The 15817-nt window shown below is 37.9% G+C and carries 14 protein-coding genes; 2 read left to right on the top strand and 12 right to left on the bottom strand.

Annotated elements, in window-relative coordinates:
- The first annotated feature begins 339 nt into the window (after positions 1–339).
- On the top strand, positions 340–1638 hold the full coding sequence (locus tag ASF86_RS08040; protein WP_056481025.1) for a dicarboxylate/amino acid:cation symporter: 1299 nt from the start codon (positions 340–342) through the stop codon (positions 1636–1638).
- Positions 1639–1805: 167 nt separating this feature from the next.
- On the opposite strand, the gene ASF86_RS08035 is transcribed toward ASF86_RS08040, so the two are convergent.
- The 11 genes from ASF86_RS08035 to ASF86_RS07985 form a co-directional block, all read right to left on the bottom strand.
- Positions 1806–2009, bottom strand: a complete 204-nt coding sequence (locus tag ASF86_RS08035) for a hypothetical protein (protein WP_003652518.1) — start codon at positions 2007–2009, stop codon at positions 1806–1808.
- A 356-nt stretch (positions 2010–2365) separates the two neighbouring features.
- Positions 2366–3097 carry a hydroxyacylglutathione hydrolase gene (gloB, locus tag ASF86_RS08030; RefSeq protein ID WP_056481023.1) on the bottom strand — a complete coding sequence of 244 codons (732 nt, stop codon included), beginning with the start codon at positions 3095–3097 and terminating at the stop codon, positions 2366–2368.
- A 160-nt stretch (positions 3098–3257) separates the two neighbouring features.
- Positions 3258–3953, bottom strand: a complete 696-nt coding sequence (locus ASF86_RS08025; RefSeq protein WP_017392060.1) for a methionine ABC transporter permease — start codon at positions 3951–3953, stop codon at positions 3258–3260.
- Positions 3950–4975 carry a methionine ABC transporter ATP-binding protein gene (locus tag ASF86_RS08020; protein ID WP_003652515.1) on the bottom strand — a complete coding sequence of 342 codons (1026 nt, stop codon included), beginning with the start codon at positions 4973–4975 and terminating at the stop codon, positions 3950–3952. Before ASF86_RS08020 ends, ASF86_RS08025 begins: the two co-directional genes overlap by 4 nt.
- A 75-nt stretch (positions 4976–5050) precedes the next feature.
- Positions 5051–5923 (bottom strand): MetQ/NlpA family ABC transporter substrate-binding protein, encoded by an 873-nt coding sequence (locus tag ASF86_RS08015; protein WP_056481021.1) that lies wholly within the window; start codon positions 5921–5923, stop codon positions 5051–5053.
- A 490-nt stretch (positions 5924–6413) separates the two neighbouring features.
- Positions 6414–7697: a phosphoribosylamine--glycine ligase gene (purD, locus tag ASF86_RS08010; RefSeq protein WP_056481019.1), complete on the bottom strand. Its 1284-nt coding sequence runs from the start codon at positions 7695–7697 to the stop codon at positions 6414–6416.
- A gap of 125 nt (positions 7698–7822) precedes the next feature.
- Entirely contained in the window at positions 7823–9397 is a 1575-nt protein-coding gene (purH, locus tag ASF86_RS08005) for a bifunctional phosphoribosylaminoimidazolecarboxamide formyltransferase/IMP cyclohydrolase (protein ID WP_035364479.1), read from the bottom strand.
- Positions 9398–9482: 85 nt separating this feature from the next.
- Entirely contained in the window at positions 9483–9752 is a 270-nt protein-coding gene (fis, locus tag ASF86_RS08000) for a DNA-binding transcriptional regulator Fis (protein WP_001086304.1), read from the bottom strand.
- A gap of 376 nt (positions 9753–10128) precedes the next feature.
- The gene (locus ASF86_RS07995; protein ID WP_056481017.1) at positions 10129–10974 is read right to left on the bottom strand and encodes a DUF3426 domain-containing protein; all 846 of its coding nucleotides are present in this window, start codon (positions 10972–10974) and stop codon (positions 10129–10131) included.
- A gap of 13 nt (positions 10975–10987) precedes the next feature.
- Positions 10988–11893, bottom strand: a complete 906-nt coding sequence (gene prmA / locus ASF86_RS07990) for a 50S ribosomal protein L11 methyltransferase (protein ID WP_005039579.1) — start codon at positions 11891–11893, stop codon at positions 10988–10990.
- Between the two features lie 154 nt (positions 11894–12047).
- Positions 12048–12278, bottom strand: a complete 231-nt coding sequence (locus ASF86_RS07985) for a hypothetical protein (RefSeq protein ID WP_003652499.1) — start codon at positions 12276–12278, stop codon at positions 12048–12050.
- A 232-nt stretch (positions 12279–12510) separates the two neighbouring features.
- Here ASF86_RS07985 and mnmG point away from each other — a divergent pair, with 232 nt between their 5' ends.
- Positions 12511–14391: a tRNA uridine-5-carboxymethylaminomethyl(34) synthesis enzyme MnmG gene (gene mnmG / locus ASF86_RS07980; RefSeq protein ID WP_056481015.1), complete on the top strand. Its 1881-nt coding sequence runs from the start codon at positions 12511–12513 to the stop codon at positions 14389–14391.
- 375 nt (positions 14392–14766) lie between these two features.
- Here the strand turns inward: mnmG and ASF86_RS19865 are convergent, their stop codons facing one another.
- The gene (locus ASF86_RS19865) at positions 14767–15774 is read right to left on the bottom strand and encodes a helix-turn-helix transcriptional regulator (RefSeq protein ID WP_056481013.1); all 1008 of its coding nucleotides are present in this window, start codon (positions 15772–15774) and stop codon (positions 14767–14769) included.
- Positions 15775–15817 lie beyond the last annotated feature (43 nt).

Here is a 15817-nt window from a genome sequence, read left to right as displayed (position 1 = left end):
TTTATAATTTATATGTTTTATATAAAATCATTTATTTAATAAATGGTTGGATTGAGGTGGATAAAGGAGTGTGCATGGCGGGTTTTATCACTATTTATGGTGTAAAATTTTAATATAAATAATAGCTTATTTAAAAAATTAACTATTTTTGCGATATTTAAAACTTAAAAATAAAAAGTATTCTATACAATTTAACGCATGATTTTTGAATTTAACATTTTTTAAATTTATGACACAGGGTGTTTTTTATTCTTTACAATGGCTTTTCCTTGTTAAAGCAGCTTGTGGTGCTTGCTTTATATTTTATTTTTTTATCCCCATCGAAAAGGTATTTAGATAATGGATTTCAATACCCTTGACCAAGAAGCAGTACAGAAAAAACAGAAATTTCACCAAATTTTGTATGTACAGGTCATTTTTGCAATTATTTTGGGCATTTTAATTGGTCATTTTTACCCAGAACTTGGCGAAAGTTTAAAACCACTTGGTGATGCATTCATCAAGATCGTTAAAATGATTATCGCTCCCGTCATCTTTTTAACTGTTGTTACAGGCATTGCCAGTATGACAAACATGAGCCGAGTCGGCCGTGTAACTGGTAAAGCTATGCTCTACTTTTTAACCTTCTCAAGCTTGGCGCTTGTGGTTGGTATGATTGTGGCAAATATTATCCAACCGGGTAAAGGCCTTAACATTGATCCAGCTACCTTAGTCAACGACAAAGTAAATACTTATGTTGAAAAGGCGCATGCAACAAATATTACCGACTTCTTCATGAATATTATCCCGCAAACATTGGTCAGTCCTCTGGCTGGTGGCGAGATTTTACAGGTGTTATTTGTAGCGGTGCTATTTGGTATTTCTTTGGCTGCTTTGGGTGACCGAGCACGTCCAATTACCGATTTTTTAAATAACTTAACAGCTCCAGTTTTCTACTTGGTTGGTATGTTAATGAAGCTTGCCCCAATCGGTGCTTTTGGTGCAATGGCTTTTACGATCGGTGCGTATGGAATCGAATCAATTGGTAATTTATTACTGTTAATCATGACGTTCTACATTACTGCTGTATTATTTATTCTAGTAATTTTAGGTGCAGTAGCTCGTTATAACGGTTTTTCAATTATTCATTTAATTCGTTATATCAAAGATGAACTTTGGTTGGTTTTGGGAACAAGTTCTTCTGAAGCAGCTTTGCCATCTTTAATGGACAAAATGCAAAAAGCAGGTTGTGAAAAATCAGTTGTAGGTTTAGTCATTCCAACAGGTTATTCATTTAACCTTGATGGTACAAATATCTATATGACTATGGCGGCTCTGTTTATTGCACAAGCTTGTAATGTAGATTTATCAATTAGTGAGCAAATTGCATTGCTTTTAGTGGCAATGGTCAGTTCTAAAGGGGCAGCAGGGGTGACTGGTGCAGGCTTTATTACTCTAGCTGCAACTTTATCGGTTGTACCAGCTGTTCCTGTCGCAGGTATGGCTTTAATTCTTGGTATTGACCGCTTTATGTCTGAGTGCCGTGCTTTAACAAATCTAGTGGGTAATGCATGTGCAACAATTGTTGTGGCACGTTGGGATAAGGCTTTAGATAAAGATCTTCTTGATAAAGCATTAAAGAACCCTAAACAAGATTAACCTTACAAAAAAATCTGTAGCTAAGGGCAATTTGGGAGAATAGCCCAGCTACAGATTTTTTGTTTAATATCTAAAAATATATTTTTAATTAAGCCATTCTAAAGTTCTGCAACATTACTTATCTTTCAATAAAGACCAGACAGTAATTTAAATCAAGTCGTGAAAAATTATGCTTTTAAGTGATCCTCAAACTCTTCACCTAATTGCATTGCTAATGAATTACCTGCTAACTCACAGGTCACCAAACCATATTCTTTTTTAAAACTAAAAGTAAAACCTTTCCCGTCAGCGAGATTTTTAACTGAATACCCTAACTTTTCTAACCAAATACGAAACGCAATCAAATTTTTAGCTTTAACAACCTTTTTCACGTGAGAACTCCTTCTATCCGTGGCATTACATCTTATTTATTAATAGGGTTTTAATTAGATTTTTTAAAGGGGAAAAACTTTTTTTTATTTTGCAACTTGTAAAAAAAGTAAGATAAAGAAATAAAAGATTTCATTTTTATGAAATTATGAGTCTGTTATGTAACTAAAAAATAATAACTTTTTATCCAAAGAGCTGTTTGTGTGATGGTTTTTAAAAATTATAAATTCAATGATATTTTTAAAATAATGAACAAATAAAAATAGAGTAAATGTAAAAAATAATTACAGACAACAGGTAATAAGCAAGAAGATACAGTTCTTAAAAATGAAACTGTATCTTCTTTGAAAGCTTAATTTTAGAAATTATCTTTAAGAGCACGCAGGTGGGCGAAGTCTTCAACACTTTCTGCGCGAAGAAAGGGGTTGGTTGCTAATTCAAGTTCAATCGTGCTTGGTAGGGTGATTAATCTCTGTTTACGTAGCTCACGGACTTCTTCAGCTCGTTCTGATAAGGCATGGTTATGCGGTTCTACCGTTAAGGCAAATTCGGCATTTGAAAGCGTGTATTCATGTGTGCAATAAACTTTTGTGCTGGTTGGTAGTGCTGCTAAACGGCTCAGTGAGTGATACATTTGTTCAGCTGTGCCTTCAAATAATCGACCACATCCCATCGCAAATAAAGTATCGCCGCAAAATACAGCTTCTAATTCTTCGATAAAATAGACAATATGCCCTAAGGTATGGCCTGGGGTTGCAATAATCTCTACTTTTAAATCATTAAATTTTAGATGATCGTCATGTTGTAAGGGGTGGGTAATTCCCGGAATTTTTGTGAGCTCATCACGTGGGCCATACACAGTAATTTTTTGGGCAGCAGTTAAATCCGCAACACCACCTATATGGTCTTTGTGCCAATGAGTAAGCCAGATTTGTTTTAAATTTAACTGATGATTCTGACAAAATTGAGTTACCAGTTCCGCTTCTGTTGGGTCGACTGCAACAGCTTCTTGGGTTTCAGTATCTTCTAAAATCCAGATATAGTTTTGGAGGGTATTCTGCACATCAATAAAATGAATTCTATAACGCATTGTTTTATCCTGAAACTAAATCCAAAGAGTAAATGAATAATGACTAATTCTGATCATACCAGAAAATGGTATTGAGCCATGCACTCAACTGTCTTTAAGAACAGGGTGATATAAAACAAAAAAAGCCCTCTAGAAGAGAGCTTTTTTTTGTATGGATGACTTAACGGAGCTTGGCGAGCCAGTTCCCTAGCGTCTGTACAATCTGTACTAATAGCAATAGGATAATAACTGTTAAAATCACAACGCTAGTATCAAAACGTTGATAACCATAAGAAATCGCTAAATCACCAATACCACCTGCGCCAACTGCGCCAGCCATGGCGGTTGCACCAATAAGACTGATTGTCGCTGTGGTAAGGTTTAGAATGAGTGAACTGCGTGCTTCAGGTAAAATAAAGCGGTAGATAATTTGCCAAGGTGTAGCACCCATTGCTTGAGCAGATTCAATAATTCCTTCATTTACTTCAAGCAATGAAGTTTCAATCAGACGTCCCATATAAGGGCCAACATAAATAGTCAATGGAACAATAGCTGCCCACGTACCAATTGAAGTACCTACTAATAGCTTAGTAAGAGGAATCACTGCAATGAGTAAAATAATAAAAGGAAGAGAGCGTAAAGCATTTACAATTGGATTAAGTAAATGATAAATCACTTTATTGGGTAAAATGCCTTCTGGACGGGTAACTAATAAAATAATTCCCTGAATAAATCCCCAAATGCCGCCAAACAAAAGTGCGAAGAAAACCATATGAAAAGTTTCTTGCAAAGCTGTAACGAACTGATCAATAGAAAGGGAACTGTGCCAGAAAGGTTGAGTGAGTTCAGTTAACCACTGTACGATTAAATCTCTCATACTTGATCTCCTGATTGAACTACACCTACTTCATTTTGTTCCAAAAACTCAATAGCTTGTTTAATTAGCTGAGGATCACCTAAAAGCTGCACAAACATTTGACCAATGACTGTGCCATTAATTTCAGTCATGTTGGCAAATAAAATATTTAAGCTAATATCGAATTTTTTAATCAGTGACTGAATTACAGGTTCTTGAGCAGAACGCCCTAAAAACTGTAAACAGTAAATACTGTGATGATGTTGGTTTTCGAGCTGATTTAAAATATTCACAGGCAACTGTTGATGTAAAACAGTTTGAATGAAGTTTTTAGTGGTTGGATGTTGAGGTTTACTAAAGATATCAATCGTTGAACCTTGTTCAATGACTTTACCTGCTTCCATCACAGCCACATGATCACAAATAGTTTCAATGACATCCATTTCATGGGTCACCATAACAATCGTGATTTTTTGCTCTTGATTAATTTTCTTGAGTAGTTCTAAAACTGACTTGGTTGTTTGCGGGTCTAGGGCAGAGGTTGCTTCATCACATAAAAGAATCTTTGGATGATTTGCCAAAGCACGGGCAATACCGACACGTTGCTTTTGTCCGCCAGAAAGTTCATCTGGATAAGCATCTTTTTTATGCTTAAGATCAATGAACTCCAACAACTCATTCAAGCGCTTTTCACGTTCTACTTTATTGTAATTCAGTAGTCGCATTGGCATTTCAATATTTTCAGCAACCGTCTTGGTTTGTAGCAGATTGAAGTGCTGAAAAATCATGCCAATACTTGCACGTTCCTGACGTAATGAGCGTGCATCCAAAGCGGTGAAATCTTTCTGATTAATAATGATTTGACCTTCTGTTGGTCGCTCAAGTAGGTTGATCAGGCGGATTAAGGTACTTTTACCTGCACCACTATAGCCAATGATGCCAAAAATACTGCCCTCAGGAATCTCTAAATTGATTTGGTCGAGTGCGCGTATGGTTTGACTTTTGAGCTGATAGTGCTTTGAAATGTTTTTAAATTGAATCATATCGTCAGAAGCTATGCTGGAAAGAAAAAACAGGCAAAGAGAATTTGCCTGTTTCACGTTTCCGCTATTATATTACTATTTAGCTTCTGAGAGATAGCTGATTGGTTGATCTACGTCAACTTTTGTTCCACCAAAACGCTCTGTTACATACTTTTTAGCTGCTGCACTGTGATATAGCTGTCCAACTTTTTGCAAAACAGCATCATTTTTACGTGAATCAGCAGTTGCAAGAACGTTGACATTAAGTCGTGTGCTTTGATCAACAGGCTCATAGAAAATAGAATCTTTGAGTACGTTCAAACCACCTTCCATTGCTAAGGTGTTACCTAATACAACGGCATCAACTTCGTCTTTAATACGTAATGCAGTTGCCATTTGGATTGGTTTGATATCGATCCTTTTACTATTTTCGATGATATCGTTTGGACTGCCTTGAGCCGGGTTAAAATCAGCTTTAAGTTTGATTAAGCCAGCTGTTTGTAATAAAAGTAAAGCACGAGCTTCGTTGGCAGCATCATTTGGGATTGCAATAATTGCGCCCTCTGCGAACTCATCAATTTTTTTGTGTTTACTTGAATAGATACCCATTGGCTCAAGATATGTGGTAGAAACCGGTGCAATTTTATCTTGGTTTGATTTATTAAATGCAACAAGATAAGAATAAGATTGGAAAGCATTCAGATCTACTTCTTTGTTTGCAATGGCTGCATTCATAGAAACATAGTCTGTGAAGTTTTTCACTTCTAACTTTAAGCCAGCAGCTTGGGTTTCAGGCAAAGTTGCGATATAACGCCAAATATCAGCATCTGAACCTGTAGAGGCAATTACTACCGTTTGTAATTGGGAGCTATCATTGTTTTGGTTTGTTTGTGGAGCACTTTCTTGTTTACCACATGCTGCCAATAGTACTACTGACATACTTAAAAAAAGACTGATCAGCTTTTTCATTTAAAAAAGTCCTGATTGAGGAGATATAGAAAAATAAGTATGATCTATATCTATATGAAATGGGAGGAGTTGGAATTACAACTGGTTTAAACTCTGGTATCTTTTGGTGGGGTTTCATAATTTGCTTGCATATTTTGGCGGTAAGAGAGGGTAATTGTTTTATAAACAAAAACTGTTTCCCCAAACAGTTAATCCCCAAACAGTAACCAAACGAGTGTCCATAAATTTTGAACATTAAAAACTCTCTACAGCTATAATCTGTAGAGCAAGTCGCTATGAAAATTATTAAAACAGCAGTGTTTATTGACAGTTCCAACGTTATGCTAATCATATCAATAAAAGTGTGCTTGATATAGAGGGCCCCTTTTCTATTTGTTGATATCTTTAGAAATATAATAAAGATTTATACGATTTGCTTATATTGTGGCACATAATAGAAAAGCCTCTATATATAGAGGCTTTTCATTAGAGTTTTAAACTTGTGGAATTTTTAAGCTTTTTCACGTGCAATTGCGCGGTAGCCAATGTCGCTACGATATTGCATACCCGTAAAGTTAACTTGTCCGCAAACTTCTAGCGCGTTAATTTGTGCTTCCAAAACGCTGTCGCCTAATGCTGTTACACAAAGAACTCGACCACCAGAAGTCACGATGTGACCATCTTCACGAGTTGCAGTGCCTGCATGGAAAATTTTAGTATCTTCAGGTGATTGTCCGATACCTGAAATTACATCGCCATTGCGTACACTATCAGGATAGCCTTCTGCTGCCAGTACAATACCGATTGACTTGCGTTCATCCCATTCAGCTTCTTTTGGTAAGTTACCAGCAATACCGGCTTCTACCAATTCAACAAGTGATGACTTTAAACGCATCATGATCGGTTGGGTTTCAGGGTCACCAAAACGACAGTTAAACTCGATCACACGTGGTTGACCTTGCTCATCAATCATTAGGCCAGCATATAAGAAACCAGTGTAAACATGTCCGTCAGCAGCCATACCTTCTACGGTTGGATGCATGATTTCAGACATAACGCGTTCAAAAATATCAGAAGTTACAACTGGAGCAGGAGAGTATGCACCCATACCGCCAGTGTTAGGACCTTGATCGCCTTCAAAAATACGCTTGTGATCTTGTGAAGTTGCCATTGGTAAAATATTTTTACCATCAATCATACAAATGAAAGAAGCTTCTTCTCCCGCAAGGAACTGTTCAATCACAACGCGTGAACCAGCATCACCAAATTTGTTGCCAGCAAGCATGTCATCAATTGCTGCAAAAGCTTCTTCGTTGGTCATTGCAACGATTACGCCTTTACCGGCAGCAAGACCATCAGCTTTAATTACAATTGGCGCACCATTTTTTTCAACATACGCTTTAGCTGCATCTACTTCAGTGAAAACGTCGTAGAAAGCAGTTGGAATGTTGTGACGCTTTAAAAAGTGCTTAGCAAATGCTTTTGAACCTTCAAGCTGCGCTGCATATTGAGTAGGTCCCCAAATTTTTAAACCTGCTTCACGTGCAGCATCTACCACGCCATTAACTAATGGTGCTTCTGGGCCAACAATAATAAGATCAACATTATTTTCTTTAGCAAAAGCAATGATTGCTGAGTTGTCTAAAATATCAAGTTGAACATTAAGACATTTGTCTTCTGTTGCAGTTCCAGCATTACCTGGTGCAACAAAAACTTGAGTAACATTGGTATCTTGCGCAATTTTCCATGCTAAAGCATGTTCACGACCACCACTACCTAAAACTAAAATATTCATTTTTAATTTGTTCCTTAACTTTAATCCTTTTTCATCCCCCTCTATCCCTCAAGGTGGAGAGTTAGCTCCATTATTGTGGAAAACCCTCCTGAATGAAAGGAGGGTTAGGGAGGACTAAATTTAAATTAGTGGCGGAAGTGGCGCATACCAGTGAAGACCATTGCAATACCAGCTTCATCAGCTGCTGCAATAACTTCCTCATCACGCATAGAGCCACCTGGTTGAATAATGCATTTAATGCCAGCTTTAGCCGCATTATCAATACCGTCACGGAACGGGAAGAATGCATCAGATGCCATTACAGCGCCTTCAACAACCAAACCAGCATGTTCAGCTTTAATGGCAGCAATACGAGCTGAGTTAACACGGCTCATTTGACCTGCACCTACACCAATAGTTTGGCGGTTTTTCGCATAAACAATTGCATTTGATTTTACATATTTCGCAACTTTCCAAGCAAAGATGAGGTCATCAATTTCTTGTTCAGTTGGTGCGCATTTGGTTACTACTTTAAGATCATCTTTAGTAATCATACCTAAGTCTTGATCTTGAACTAATAAACCGCCATTAACGCGTTTGTAGTCAAGTTGTGGTGCACGTGCGTCAATCGCAGGTAATTCGCCACAAACTAAAACACGTACGTTTTTCTTCGCGCCAGTAACTTCAAGCACGCCATCAGCAATACTTGGAGCAATGATTACTTCAACGAATTGACGCTCTACAATTGCTTGAGCAGTTGCAACATCTAACTCACGGTTAAATGCAATAATACCGCCGAAAGCAGATTCTGGGTCAGTCGCATAAGCTAAATCGTAAGCAGCTTTAATGCCGTCTAAAGAAACAGCAACACCACAAGGATTAGCGTGTTTTACAATTACACAAGCAGGTTTTGCAAATGATTTCACACATTCAAGTGCAGCATCTGTATCTGCAATGTTGTTATAAGACAATTCTTTGCCTTGTAACTGTTTTGCTGTAGAAACTGACGCTTCTTTTGCATTTGCTTCAACGTAAAATGCAGCAGATTGATGTGGGTTTTCACCGTAACGTAAATCTTGTGCTTTGTTCAATTGAGTATTGAACGTACGAGGGAATAAATCAGCTTCGCCTTCAGTCTTACCAACGCGAGCGCCTAGGTAAGAAGCGATCATACCGTCATATTGAGCTGTATGTTCAAATGCTTTAACAGCTAAATCGAAGCGTGTTTCATAAGAAAGTGAACCAGTAGCTTTTAATTCAGTAATAACTGTATCGTAATCTGAAGCATTTACAACAATACCGACAGAAGCGTGGTTTTTAGCAGCAGCACGAACCATTGTTGGACCGCCGATGTCGATATTTTCGATAGCATCAGCAAGTGAACAGTTAGGTTTTGCAACTGTTGCAGCGAATGGATAAAGGTTCACGACAACAAGATCAATCGGATCAATGTTGTGTTCTTCCATTACTGCTTCATCTAAACCGCGACGAGCGAGAATACCGCCATGAATTTTTGGATGTAATGTCTTAACACGACCATCCATCATTTCAGGGAAGCCAGTATGTTCAGATACTTCAACCACAGCGATATTATTATCTTTAAGCAACTTGTATGTGCCGCCTGTAGATAATAGTTCTACCCCTAAAGCTGCAAGGTTTTGAGCAAATTCGACAATTCCTGTCTTATCAGATACAGAAATCAAAGCACGTTTAATAGTCATGATGTTTAATTCAACAATTTCAAGTCTACGGATTAAAACCAATAAGCATAAAAAAATGCCCACGACGTCGTGAGCATTTTATCATTTATTCACTCATCAAACCGTGAGCTTTTAACTTTTTGCGTAAAGTGCCACGGTTGAGTCCAAGAATCTCTGCAGCACGGGTCTGATTACCACGTGTATATTCAAGAACTACAGATAAAAGAGGTTTCTCCATTTCTGCTAGCACCATGTCATATACCTGAGATGGCTGCTCACCTTGCAATTGTGCAAAATAATGACGAACTGCGCGATCCACGTGGATGCGAAGAGCAACATCAGATTGTGCAGTAAAAATAGGAGATTTGCTATTCATGCGAGTTAATCCGAAAATCAAATACTAGCTTGGATAAAGTAGTATATAAATGTGGTCTAAAAATACGGAGTCCTGTTTTAGATCCTAAAACAGTGACTCTAAAACATAAGAACAATTAGCTTGCCATATTTCTTCGTATTGAATAAAAAATAAGCGTAACAATAGTTAAATATTTGTTACAGCTCCCTCAAAAACAAAAAAAGTTAGGCTATGTGCTTAATGTAGAAAAGCACACATGCTTAACAGTATTTTTTTTGGATTGAGAGCGAGGAGTATATGAGTCAAAGCTTTCGTGGCGCGTATCATACCATTGTCTAGGAAAAAGTGAGCAAATTAACTGCATTTTTTTTTATTTTTTTTTCACTTTTTTTACATTTTAGGGGTGGACAATTTCTAATCGATAATTTAGTAGGCTTTTTTTGCTTCTGTTTAGCTCAAATTGGAATCGGAAAGGGGTATTCGAGGGAATGCGCTGAATACCTCGTAAGTTTTCAACAAGATACTGTTGAGGAGTTAATATAATTTCTTCTGTTTTGTTTGACTCTGTTGCGAAACTCAACTTTAAGTTAGGAAGTTCAATACTTTTATCATTCTGATTAAGCAATATGCCTGAAAATTGCGTATGACTTGTGTCAAATTTGCGGAGTTTTAACTTTTCTATATAAATAAGTTGATATTGTTCAGCTGACTTATTGCAGTGCAGTATTTCACATACATAATTAAATGCATGGCTGACGGTTGGGCTTGCATGCATGAGCTTAGGGTTAAACCAGAGAATTTGAAAAGTGAAGACTAAAATTAAAATAAGGTTGGCAGAACTCCAGAGCGTGTAGTACAGCCAACTATGCTTTTTATTATTGTCTTGTTCTTGTGAAGATGCTTGTTCAGCTAAATTAAGATTTGGTAGAGCGTTAATAGGTTCGTTGTGAAAATAATTTAAGTTGTTGAGATAGGTTAAAAGATCAATATTCGAATTCTCAACTTTTTGATCAAAGATATCTAACACGTGAGAATGTGTCATATATCTATTTTGCATTGAGCCGTTGACTAATGTAGATGAGTTAATCGTAACAGGCTGTTCAATATTAATTAGATGGGTGAGTGCATTAAAGCTCGAATCACATTTAGGGCAACAAACCATACCCTGAGCAACAGTCAATTGAGTAAGAGACACTTTATAGACGGTTAAGCACTTAGGGCAGCGGGTTTGTTTTTCATTCATGAGTTAAAAAATCTCAATTTATTGTTTTACGTTTTCCTGAAATGCGACACCAATTTTCTTCGCGTTTTTCGACATCTAATATATCAAAAAATTCAGAATAAACACGTGAAACATCAGCAACTTGCTCTTCAATTACACCTGCAAGTGCGAATTCACCATCAGATTTAAGTAAATTTGCAAACTCAGGCGCAAGTGCCATTAATGGACCCGCTAAAATATTTGCAACTAAAACATCTGCCTGTTGAGGTTTAAACTCTTGATCGAATTCTTCAGGAAGGCCTACATATAGTCGATCTAATACGCCATTAAGTTCAGCATTTTGTTTTGTTGCTAAAACAGCCTGAGGGTCAATATCAGTAGCATATACTTTTTTAGCGCCTAATAATAAAGCAGCTACACCTAAAATGCCTGAACCACAACCATAATCAATGACAATCTTATCTTTAACGTCAGTTTTACCTAACCATTGTAAGCATAAGAAAGTACTTGCGTGGTTACCTGTACCAAACGCAAGACCTGGGTCTAGCTTAATATTCGTTGCATCAGCTTCTGGTGGCTCTAGCCATTCAGGTACGATCCAGAACTTTTCCCCAATTTGAATTGGCTCGTAATAGTCCATCCAAGCGCGTTCCCACACTTGATCTTCAAGTTCTTCATGACGGATAGGAGCGTCTGGAAGTTGAGCTTTTAAGAAAGCTTCTAAAGTGTCGACATCAATAGGGTCTTGTTCGTCTTGTTGATAAATGCCTGTCACAATCACTTTATTCCATAAAGGTGTTTCACCTGGTAATGGTTCAAGTAAAGCCTGATCTTCAGCATCATCCAGAGTTACGCTTACCGCACCTAGAGACATTAAAAGTGTTTCTGTGAACTCAACTTGTGCTTGATCAACGGTAATGTGTATTTGTAACCACTTCACGAAAAGGACCTAAAAATTTTATTTAAAGGCCTATTGTAGCTGACTAGACAGTTTTAAAAAAGAAAGCGGCCCATCTTTAATGGGCCGACTTTAAAAATACTGAGAAGGCTAGCGGCAAATAAATTGCTTCTTCTATACCTCATGTCGAAACAGATTAAGGAGCAGGGGCCTTAAATTGTAACTTACCATTTTCATTTGGTTGGCAAGTACCATTAAAGATTACGCCGTTATGGTTGTAAGCTACCCATTCACCTTGCTGTTTTTTTACACAGACTCGAATTTGTTTTTGCATTTCGGCTTTGCTCATATCAGCAGCATGTGTAAAAGTTACGCCTGAAAAACAAATTAGAGATGCAGTTAAGATTTTTAACATAGTCGTTTTCATTTTGTATTCCTTCTTGTCGCGTTAATTTTAAAGTCATAGAAGTACTGTACATTTTTTATTCTAAGATGAATTTGTTTTAATAACATTCACTTTGTATTGAGTTCATGAAACAAAATGTCAAATCATGTGGCGTACCGTAAATTATGTGAAGATGATTTTGTAATTATGTACATCAATAAGCAGATAATTTTGCTATAATGTTCCGTCTTTTTTTTTCTGGTGTTTTGTACTCATGCACTACCCTAAAGTTTATGATGTTATCGTTATCGGTGGCGGTCACGCAGGTACGGAAGCAGCCCTTGCTGCTGCGCGTATGGGACGACAGACTTTGCTTTTGACCCATAACATTGAGACTTTGGGTCAAATGAGTTGTAACCCAGCAATCGGTGGTATTGGTAAGTCACATTTAGTACGTGAAATTGATGCGCTTGGCGGAGCAATGGCTTTAGCTGCCGATAAAGGTGGTATCCAGTTCCGTATTTTAAATTCACGTAAAGGTGCGGCAGTACGTGCAACACGTGCTCAAGCTGACCGCGTTCGCTATAAAGCTGCCATCCGCGATACTTTGGAAAATCAAGCAAATCTTGATATTTTTCAGCAAGCGGCTGATGACCTGATTGTTGAAGGTGATACGGTTAAAGGTGTTGTTACCCAAATGGGTATTCGCTTTGACGCTAAAACTGTTGTGTTGACTACGGGTACATTCTTGGGTGGGATAATCCACGTTGGTTTAGAAAAATCAAGCGGTGGTCGTGCAGGTGATCCTCCTTCAATTGCACTTGCTCAGCGTCTACGTGAATTAAAATTACCTGTGGGTCGTTTAAAAACGGGTACACCACCACGTATTGATGCACGTTCGGTTGATTTTTCAGTCATGATTCCACAGCCAGGTGACTTCCCATCTCCGGTTATGTCGTTCATGGGTGATGCTTCTATGCACCCTGAACAAGTAAATTGTTATATCACGCATACTAATGAAAAAACCCATGACATTATTCGTGGTGGTTTAGATCGTTCACCAATGTATACCGGTGTTATTGAAGGTGTAGGGCCACGTTACTGCCCATCAATCGAAGATAAAATTCACCGTTTCGCAGATAAAGATTCTCATCAGGTATTCTTGGAACCAGAGGGTTTAGATACACACGAGCTTTATCCAAATGGTATTTCGACTTCGCTTCCATTTGATGTTCAGTTCGAGCTGGTTCGTTCTATTCGTGGTATGGAAAATGCCCATATTTTGCGTCCAGGCTATGCGATTGAATACGATTATTTCAATCCGCAAGCTTTGAAATTCACTCTCGAAACTAAAGCTATTAACGGGTTGTATTTTGCTGGCCAAATTAACGGTACAACAGGTTACGAAGAAGCAGGTGCCCAAGGTTTACTTGCTGGCTTAAACGCTGCGCGCCGTGCTTGGGAACAAGAAGAGTGGACACCTAAGCGTGACCAAGCTTACATGGGCGTGTTGGTTGATGACCTCATTACTTTAGGTACTAAAGAACCATACCGTATGTTTACCTCACGTGCCGAATATCGTTTGATGTTGCGTGAAGACAATGCGGATCAACGTTTAACGACAGTTGGTCGTGAACTTGGTTTGGTTGATGATGTTCGTTGGGCTGCTTATTGTGAAAAAATGGAAGCGGTTGAGCGTGAAACTTCTCGTTTACAACATTTGTGGGCGGCACCAAATAACCCTATGGGCAAAAAATTCGTTGAGATGACGGGTGCTGACTTAAGTAAAGAATGTAGTGCGATTGATTTGCTTAAACGCCCTAATATTAACTTTGGTCAAATTGCCGAGCTTACGGGTTCTGAAGTTTCTGAGCAAGTTGGTGAGCAAATCGAGATTGCTGTGAAATACGAAGGTTATATTAACCGTCAGCATGAAGATGTGGCACAGTTAAAGCGTCTTGAAGAAACTAAAATTCCTACCGATTTTAATTATGATGTAGTGTCTGGTTTATCACGTGAAATTACCCAGAAATTAAAAACGGTTCTTCCAGAAACATTAGCTCAAGCGAGCCGTATTCCTGGTGTTACACCGGCAGCTGTTCAGCTTGTAATGATCACAATTCGTAAAAATAATATGATTAAGAAAACAGCTTAATCTTTTAAATGCAAAAAGCCCAGTTAAGACTGGGCTTTTTTATTTTCTGTTCAAAAATATATGAAAACTTCCTAAGGAAGAAAATAGATTTCGCTTCCTTTTTTTCTTATTTCACATATTTTGAGCAGCCAGTTATATTAAATTCACGTTCAAACAAGAGGGCTTTAACCATGACAATGAAATCAATACGCTACAATAGAGATGAAATGGCATGCCAATGCTCATGTTCAAAATAGCGCAAAAGAAAGAGCAGATCAGTTTTGTAGGGGGAGAACACATTGATCTGAAAACAAGTATAAATATAAGAGCCAATATAAAATTAAGAAAATTATAATTCAAAATCTAAAGAGAACCTTATGGTTCTCTTTTTTATGTCTATTTGCTCTCAGATTCAATTTCCCGCACAGCGTTGTGTACCTGCACTGGTTCGATATGCAGTAATTTCTTACCAAAACTACGTAACCACCACACCAGTTGAGATGTAAAAGGTACGGTTGCTGTAACTTCTACGATATTTTCTTCAAGTGGGATTATGGTTTGGTCCTTGCTTAACTGACTTTCATAGAAAGTTCTAGCAGTTTGCTCTGTCATGGTTAATGTAAGTTGAATTGATTCAGTTGGCTGTTTGTAGTCCACTCTAAAACCTAAGGCACCTGAATCGATATAATGATCAATATCAAAATTGACAGGATGCAGTGCTCGACTATCTAAGACTTTTGCTGATTTAAAACGGTGCAAGGCAAATGTTTGAACTTCAGTTTTGTCATGTCGTGTGCAAATTAAATAAATTACCGCACCTTTTTGTACCAAAGCCAAAGGATTTAAAATATAGGTTTTGTCCTCGCCCTGATTAACTCGTGCCCGATAAATACATTCTATTTGCTTGTCTTGGAGTAGACCTTCATAAATTGCTTGTTGGGCATTTCGGTCCACTACAGGAGGAATAAGGGGTTGGCTTGCTGGTACGATGCGTACTCGGTTAATCCATTGCCTAACATTATTTTGTGTAGAGAGACTGCGTTTGGCCAAATCAAACCAAGGCCCCATCTCATCAAGCAGACTTGGTGGAAGTAAGTGTTTGAGATGTTCCTCAACCATCATAAATGTTACTGCCTGAGAGCTAGTCATGTGCGGTAAGCTCTGAATAGGCGCATCGGATTGCCATCGCCAGCCCTGAGGTACGGCTTTATTGCTTTCAATTGGAAAGCGCTGAGCAATTTGATTTAAATCACGCTGAATTGTCCTTAAACTGATATCAATACCTTCACGTTCAAGCATTTCTTGTAACTCCCGCGTCCCGATCCACTTACCGGTAGGGAGGCGAGATAAAATCTGCCATTGGCGATATAAACTATTTGAAGTTTCTTTTTCTATTACAGACATAAGCGTAATACATCTATATCCAACTGCTTTGGTGTCAACACAA

Origin of the sequence: Acinetobacter sp. Leaf130 (assembly GCF_001423205.1) — a bacterium.
Lineage (GTDB): Bacteria > Pseudomonadota > Gammaproteobacteria > Pseudomonadales > Moraxellaceae > Acinetobacter > Acinetobacter calcoaceticus.
The sequence above is the reverse complement of the archived record's forward strand: the minus strand, read 5'-3'. Positions and strand labels throughout refer to the sequence as shown.

What these genes read in the sequence shown, in the direction of transcription:
- ASF86_RS08040 (WP_056481025.1), top strand. Translation starts at nt 340, where the DNA reads ATGGATTTCAATACCCTTGACCAAGAAGCAGTACAGAAAAAACAGAAA.
- gloB (WP_056481023.1), bottom strand. Translation starts at nt 3,097, where the DNA reads ATGCGTTATAGAATTCATTTTATTGATGTGCAGAATACCCTCCAAAAC.
- ASF86_RS08025 (WP_017392060.1), bottom strand. Translation starts at nt 3,953, where the DNA reads ATGAGAGATTTAATCGTACAGTGGTTAACTGAACTCACTCAACCTTTC.
- ASF86_RS08020 (WP_003652515.1), bottom strand. Translation starts at nt 4,975, where the DNA reads ATGATTCAATTTAAAAACATTTCAAAGCACTATCAGCTCAAAAGTCAA.
- ASF86_RS08015 (WP_056481021.1), bottom strand. Translation starts at nt 5,923, where the DNA reads ATGAAAAAGCTGATCAGTCTTTTTTTAAGTATGTCAGTAGTACTATTG.
- purD (WP_056481019.1), bottom strand. Translation starts at nt 7,697, where the DNA reads ATGAATATTTTAGTTTTAGGTAGTGGTGGTCGTGAACATGCTTTAGCA.
- purH (WP_035364479.1), bottom strand. Translation starts at nt 9,397, where the DNA reads ATGACTATTAAACGTGCTTTGATTTCTGTATCTGATAAGACAGGAATT.
- fis (WP_001086304.1), bottom strand. Translation starts at nt 9,752, where the DNA reads ATGAATAGCAAATCTCCTATTTTTACTGCACAATCTGATGTTGCTCTT.
- ASF86_RS07995 (WP_056481017.1), bottom strand. Translation starts at nt 10,974, where the DNA reads ATGAATGAAAAACAAACCCGCTGCCCTAAGTGCTTAACCGTCTATAAA.
- ASF86_RS07985 (WP_003652499.1), bottom strand. Translation starts at nt 12,278, where the DNA reads ATGAAAACGACTATGTTAAAAATCTTAACTGCATCTCTAATTTGTTTT.
- mnmG (WP_056481015.1), top strand. Translation starts at nt 12,511, where the DNA reads ATGCACTACCCTAAAGTTTATGATGTTATCGTTATCGGTGGCGGTCAC.
- ASF86_RS19865 (WP_056481013.1), bottom strand. Translation starts at nt 15,774, where the DNA reads ATGTCTGTAATAGAAAAAGAAACTTCAAATAGTTTATATCGCCAATGG.